3 protein-coding genes are annotated in these 6,000 nt (G+C 70.2%); 1 reads left to right on the top strand and 2 read right to left on the bottom strand.

The window, feature by feature from the left end; translation table 11 throughout:
- Both RH94_RS45870 and RH94_RS37170 read right to left on the bottom strand, forming a co-directional pair.
- Positions 1-2,095: non-ribosomal peptide synthetase (locus tag RH94_RS45870; protein ID WP_234426323.1), on the bottom strand; the 2,095-nt coding region annotated here is incomplete at its 3' end.
- A gap of 14 nt (positions 2,096-2,109) precedes the next feature.
- Positions 2,110-4,638: a Pls/PosA family non-ribosomal peptide synthetase gene (locus RH94_RS37170; RefSeq protein ID WP_073952715.1), complete on the bottom strand. Its 2,529-nt coding sequence runs from the start codon at positions 4,636-4,638 to the stop codon at positions 2,110-2,112.
- Between the two features lie 395 nt (positions 4,639-5,033).
- Between RH94_RS37170 and RH94_RS37165 the strand changes: the two genes are divergently transcribed.
- Positions 5,034-5,972 carry an MIP/aquaporin family protein gene (locus tag RH94_RS37165; protein ID WP_073952714.1) on the top strand — a complete coding sequence of 313 codons (939 nt, stop codon included), beginning with the start codon at positions 5,034-5,036 and terminating at the stop codon, positions 5,970-5,972.
- Positions 5,973-6,000 lie beyond the last annotated feature (28 nt).

The following is a 6,000-nucleotide window of genomic DNA, read 5'->3' as shown; positions in this document are numbered from 1 at the left end:
CCTGCCGCAGCTCCTGCGGCTGCAGGCGCCGGCCGGTGTAGAAGGCGATCAAGTGCGTACTCCGGCCCGCCAGTTCGGCGACGACCACCGCGCCGTCCCGGACTCCGGGCACCCGCAGCAGGGTGTTCTCGATCTCACCGATCTCGATACGGAAACCGCGGATCTTGACCTGGCTGTCCCGGCGGCCGAGGAACTCCAGCTTCCCGCCGGGGTGCCAGCGCCCCCAGTCGCCGCCCAGATAGAGCCGCTCGCCCGGCCGGTACGGGTCCGTGCGGTAGGCCTCACGGGTCCGCTCGGGATCGTTGACGTACCCGCGTCCCACGCACACCCCGGAGAACGCGATCAGCCCCGGGGCGCCGAGCGGCACCAGCGACAGCTGCTCGTCGACGACGTAGACGCGTACGTTGTTGACCGGAGGCCCCAGCAGCACCCGGTCCGGCACCGCGGCCATCACCTCGTGGTTGGTGTCGTCCGAAGTCTCCGTCAGCCCATAGGCGTTGACCAGCCTGATGCCCGGCTGGAGGGTGAACCAGCGCTGCACGAGCTCCCGCTTCAGTGCCTCGCCGGTCACCGACACGCAGGTCAGGTCGGGCAGTTCGCGCGGGTGCCGCTCCAGGTACGAGGCCACCACCTCCAGATAGGAGGGCACGACCTGCGCCACCGCGACCCGGCCGCGCACCAGCGTGTCGACGAACCGTTCCACGTCCACGATCGCGTCCTGCTCGACCAGCAGGGTCCGCCCGCCCACCAGCAGCCCGGCGATCAGCTGCCACAGTGAGATGTCGAAACACTGCGGAGCCGTCTGCGCCACCACCCGGCCGGGGCCGATCCCCAGGTCGTCGATCTTGGCGTACAGATGGTTGAGCATGCCCGCGTGCTCGCACATCGCGCCCTTCGGCTCGCCGGTGGAACCGGAGGTGAAGTAGATGTACGCCAGCTGGTCGGGCAGGACCTCCACATCGAGGTCCCCGTCGGCGTGCTCCTCGGCGTACGCCGTCCCGACGAGCAGCTTCTCGGCCCTCACCGGCAGCGTGGCCAGCGCCTCGTCCAGGGTGGCGGTGCTGCCCGGCTCGGTCAGCACCAGCCGGCACCCGGCGCGGGAGAGCGTCGCCGCGATACGGCTGGCCGGGAAGTGCGGCTCGACCGGCAGGTAGACGCCGCCGGCCTTGAACACCGCCAGCACCGCGGCCAGCCAGTCGAGGTCGCGCTCGGCGACCACGGCCACCACGTCCTCCCGGCCCAGACCGCGCGCCAGCAGCGCCCGTGCCAGCCGGTTGGCCCGCGCGTTCAGCTCCCCGTACGTCCACGAACGCTCCCCGTGGACCGCGGCCACCGCGTCCGGGTGCTCCCGCACCCGCTCCTGGAAGATCTCGTGCGCCCGGACCGGCGGCAGCTCCCGGTGGGGGCCGGCCAGCCCCTGAAGCTGGTGGCGCACCTCCTCGGGCGACAGCAGGCTCTGCCCGGCGTGCTCGGCGTCCGCGTCGGCCGTCATCAGCCGCAGCGCGGCCAGGTGGTAGCCGCCGACCCGGGCCGCGGCCTCGGCGTCCAGGGCATCCGTGCGGTACCGCAGCCGCAGCGCCGTCCGCCCGTCCCACCCGTCGAACGCCACCCGCAGCACCGCCTCCCCGGGCAGGTCGCACCCGGCGTCCGCAGGGTCGAGGACGACCTCGTACGACCGTTCCGTCAGCCCCAGGTCCCGGCGCAGCTCGCCGACCGGGAAGTCCCGGTGGGCGATCAGGTTCGCCTCGGCGCGGTGGGCGTCGAGCACCAGCCGGCGCCACGACCGCGGTGCGACGGTCAGCCGGCAGGGCAGCGGGCCGCGCCCGGGCCCCGTGACACATCCGGTCACCACCTGCCGCTCACCCGACAACGCGGCCAGCACCTTGGCATGGGCGGCCAGCAGCACCGCGCTCACCGGCACATCCAGCTCCGCCGCCAGAGCGCGCACCGCCCGAGCCGTGTCCGCCGGCACGGTCTCCTCGTGCTCGGCCACACCGGCCACCGGCTCGCGCGCCCACCGCGGAACGGCGGTACAACCGCCGGCGGTCAGCACTTCGCTCCAGAATTCCCTGTCCGCTGCCACGAGCGCTCCCATTGAATGTCTCTTCCTCAACTCGCCGCTGGCGCGGCGGGGTTTCCGCCCCATTCCGCCCTCGCGGGGACTTCCTCGCCCTTCATGAGGAAGGAATCGGGGGCCAGCACGGCCCCGTCGCCCATCGTCACGCCGTAGTGCACGTGCGCGCCGACCCCGAGCGTGCAGTCGGCGCCGAGCGTCGTACGGTCGGATTTGAAGGTGCCGTCCTCCTGCGAATGGCACTGGATCTTGCTGCCGACGTTCAGGGTGCAGTCGTCCCCGAGGGTGGCGAGCGTGCGTTCGGTGATGTAGCAGCCGTCGTCGAAGACCCGGCGTCCGACGCGCACCCCCATCAGACGCCACACCAGGCTCTTGAACGGCGTCCCGTTGAACACCTCGAGCCATTCGTCCGGCACCTTCCACAGGCGCTCGTGCCACCAGAAGTACGGGTCGTAGATGGAGCACAGCCTCGGGCGCAGCGCGCGGAAGGAGGCGACGGCCCGCTCCACCAGCACCCAGTAGACGGCGGTGAACCCCAGGGTGAGGGCCAGGTAGCCGGCGACCACCACATGGCCCAGCGTGCCGTACAGGTCCACGGAGGCCAGCGCGAGCGCCGTGAGCAGCGCGGCGTGCACCCAGCGCAGCAGCAGGAACAGCGCCATCGAGCGGAGGTTGTAACGGTTCTTGGCGGCGAGACTGCGGCGCAGCGCGTCACCGGTCCTGAAGTGGTCGAAGCGGGTGTCGCGCTCCACCGACCGCGGGATCTCGAAGCACGGTGAGCCGAGCAGCCCGACGCCCTGGCGCAGTTCGCCGTCGAGGGGGACCATCACCTTCGTCGCGAGCAGGCAGTTGTCGCCCGTCCTGGCCCCGGCCGGATAGGCGATGTTGTTGCCGAGGAAGTTGTGCGGGCCGATCGACGCCCGGCTCACCCGGAACGAGGTGCTGGAGAAGTCCGCGTTGATGACGGACAGCCCGTCGGCCACCATCGTCCCGCTGCCGACGGACACCAGGAACGGCGTCTCGTGCTGGACCTCGGTGCCGAAGTTCGACCCGGTCTGCTCCACCCGGGACAGGTCGTACCCGAGGCGGCGCAGATAGGGGACGATGTACGAGCTGTCGCCGAAGAGCCAGTTGAAGAACCTGACGTTGGTCATTCCGGCCACCGTCCGGTGCAGGGCGTAGTGGAGGCCGTAGAGCGGATAGACCCGGTCGGGTCTGACGGCCAGGCTCAGCAGCCGGGGAAGGGTGAACAGGACGACCAGGCCCAGCAGCACGGCCCCGAAGAACAGCACGCTGGACAGGAGCAGGGTGTCGGCGACGAACTCGGGGACCGTGGACAGGGCCGTACCCGCCTCCAGCCGCCCGCGCAGCGCCGGCACCTGGGCGAACAGCATGTAGAAGCCGCCGACCGCGAGCGGCAGGTACAGGAGGAACAACTGCAGCAGGGTGGTCAGCGCGAAGCAGGCCCGGCGCAGCGTGCCGCACCGGGCCGGTTCGACCCGCACGTAGTCGACCGTCGTGGGCTGTGCCGGCGAGCCGTGCCGGCGCTCCCCGGCCGGGACGCGCTGGCCGCGGTACAGGGAGGAGGCATGGCCCAGCTGCGCCCCGTCGCCCATCGCGGTGTCGATGTCGAGCACCGTCTTCTCGCCGAGGAAGACGTCCCGGCCGAGCGTGACCCGGCCGGTCTGGATGCGTCCGGCGTGCGCGCGGTAGCAGAGGAAGAACGAGTCCTTGCGGATCACCGTGCCGGCACCGATGGTGAGCAGGTCGGTGCAGACCGGCACGGAGCGGGAGAGGATCGTGACGTCCTTGCCGATCCGCGCGCCCAGGGCCCGCAGGTACAGCACGTACAGCGGGTTTCCCACGAACAGGATCATCGGATTGGCGTGCAGCAGTGACTTGACGAGCCAGAAACGCAGATAGGCCGCACTCCACAGGGGGAACTCGCCGGGTTTCCAGCGGCCGACGAGAATCCACTTGGCGGCGATCGGGAAGGCGCACAGGACGATGAACCCGGCGCCGCCGAACACGAGTGACCGCAGGTAGACGCCGACGATCCCGGGTCCCGCGGCGACCCACTCGTAGGCCCTGACGGTGGCCATCCCGATGGCGAACGAATATCCGAGGAAAATGAGCAACTGGGCGGTTCCGCACAGTACGTAGCGCGCCGTGCTCGCCGGTGCCGTCCGGGCCGGTGAGGCCGGCCCCGCGGGCGGGTCCGGGGCTGCCGGGTCCGGTACACCGACGGACGGTGGGGCGGCCTGGACGAGAGCGGCGGCCAGGCCGCGGATCGTGGGATTGCGGTAGACGTCCTTCATGGACACGGACGGCAGGTCGGGTCGTTTCCGTACCCGGGCGCAGAACTGGGCCATGACCAGGGAGTTGGCACCCAGATCGTCGAAGAAATGACCTTCGACCGCGACGTGGTCGACGTGCACGACCTCCGCCAGGATGCCGGCGAGCTCTCTTTCGGTGCCCGTCGCCGCCGGTGCGGTGCCTCCTCGTCCGAGGACCGCGGATTCATCCGGACCGGGCATCAAGATGTCGGCAGACTTCTCCACCATGTGAGCTCCTTGAGAAAAGTCGAAAACCATCGGCCGGCGGTGCCCGGTTCCCGAGACCGTGCGTTTTCGCCTGATCACAAAACTATGGCTCAGTCTTGTGTGATCATCGCCGGGTTGCCACTCGGACACGGTCGCGCCGACGCGGTGGAAGCGTGCATTACGCCACTATTCCTTGGTCCCCGGCATTGCCCGGACAAGCAATGTCACCCGTATGGGGGTTCACTCCTTGAGAGGGCACGGAGCGGTCGACGGGCCGCCACAGGGGTGTGCCGACGGCGTACGGTCCGGCCGAGTGGCCACGGACCACCCGCGCGCGCAGACTGGGCAGTGACGCGGGGCCGCCCTGTGGAGGGCTGTTTTGGTTGTCCGCTCAACTATTCTATGAAGGGGCCGATATGGCCGTGGAAATTCCACCCCTGTTGAGCCCCTCACGGCTCAGGCGCCGTGGAGGGCTCTGGGGCGAATGCATGGCGGAGTTCCTGGGGACCTTCGTCCTCATCGCCTTCGGGTGCGGCTCGGTGGCCGTGGCGGTCGCCGCGCTGCCCGGTTCGGGCCGCACCTCGGGACCCACGACGAATCTCATCAGCTCCGGCGACTGGCTGCTGATCGGCTGGGGCTGGGCCTTCGCGGTGGCTCTTGGTGTGTACGTGGCCGGAGGCGTCAGCGGCGCGCACATCAATCCCGCGGTGACACTCGCGTTCGCGGTGCGCCGCAAGTTCCCCTGGGCGAAGGTGGTCCCGTACTGGATCGCGCAGGTGGTGGGCGCCTTCGCCGGGGCGGCGCTGGTGTACGGCGTCTACCACGACGCCATCAGCGCCTTCGACCAGGCCATGAAGGCACCGAAGACGAACGGGCACACGCTCGCGTCGTTCTCGATCTTCGCCACCTTCCCGGCGGCCTACTTCCACGGCGGCTACTGGGGTCCGCTGGTGGACCAGATCGTCGGCACCGCGTTCCTGGTGATGCTGATCGCGGCGATCATCGACCTGCGCAACATGGCGGTGAAGGCCAACCTCGGGCCGCTGGTCATCGGCTTCGTGGTGGCCGCCATCGGCTTCTCGTACGGGGCGAACGCCGGATACGCCATCAACCCGGCCCGCGACTTCGGGCCGCGCCTGCTCACCTATGCCGTCGGGTGGGGAGACCTGGCGTTCCCCGGCAGTCAGGCCGGGGCGTTCAGCGGCTACTGGTGGATCCCCATCGTCGGGCCGCTCGTCGGCGGGGTCGTCGGTGTCCTGGTGTACGACCTGTTCATCGGCGATGTGCTGCACATCCGCACCCAGCAGGGCGAGCCCCCGGAGCCCGGACGCGCCCGCCCGGTGGAGGAGGAGTAGCCGCTCTCACCGGGCGGGACGTCGATGC

The sequence above is a fragment of the Streptomyces kebangsaanensis genome (genome assembly GCF_001906585.1).
In the GTDB taxonomy this organism is placed as follows: domain Bacteria; phylum Actinomycetota; class Actinomycetes; order Streptomycetales; family Streptomycetaceae; genus Streptomyces; species Streptomyces kebangsaanensis.
Note: the sequence above shows the minus strand (reverse complement) of the source record. Positions and strands in the feature narration are given on the sequence as shown.

Coding starts and splice junctions, on each gene's coding strand:
- RH94_RS37170 (WP_073952715.1), bottom strand. CDS start 4,638: ATGGTGGAGAAGTCTGCCGACATCTTGATGCCCGGTCCGGATGAATCC.
- RH94_RS37165 (WP_073952714.1), top strand. CDS start 5,034: ATGGCCGTGGAAATTCCACCCCTGTTGAGCCCCTCACGGCTCAGGCGC.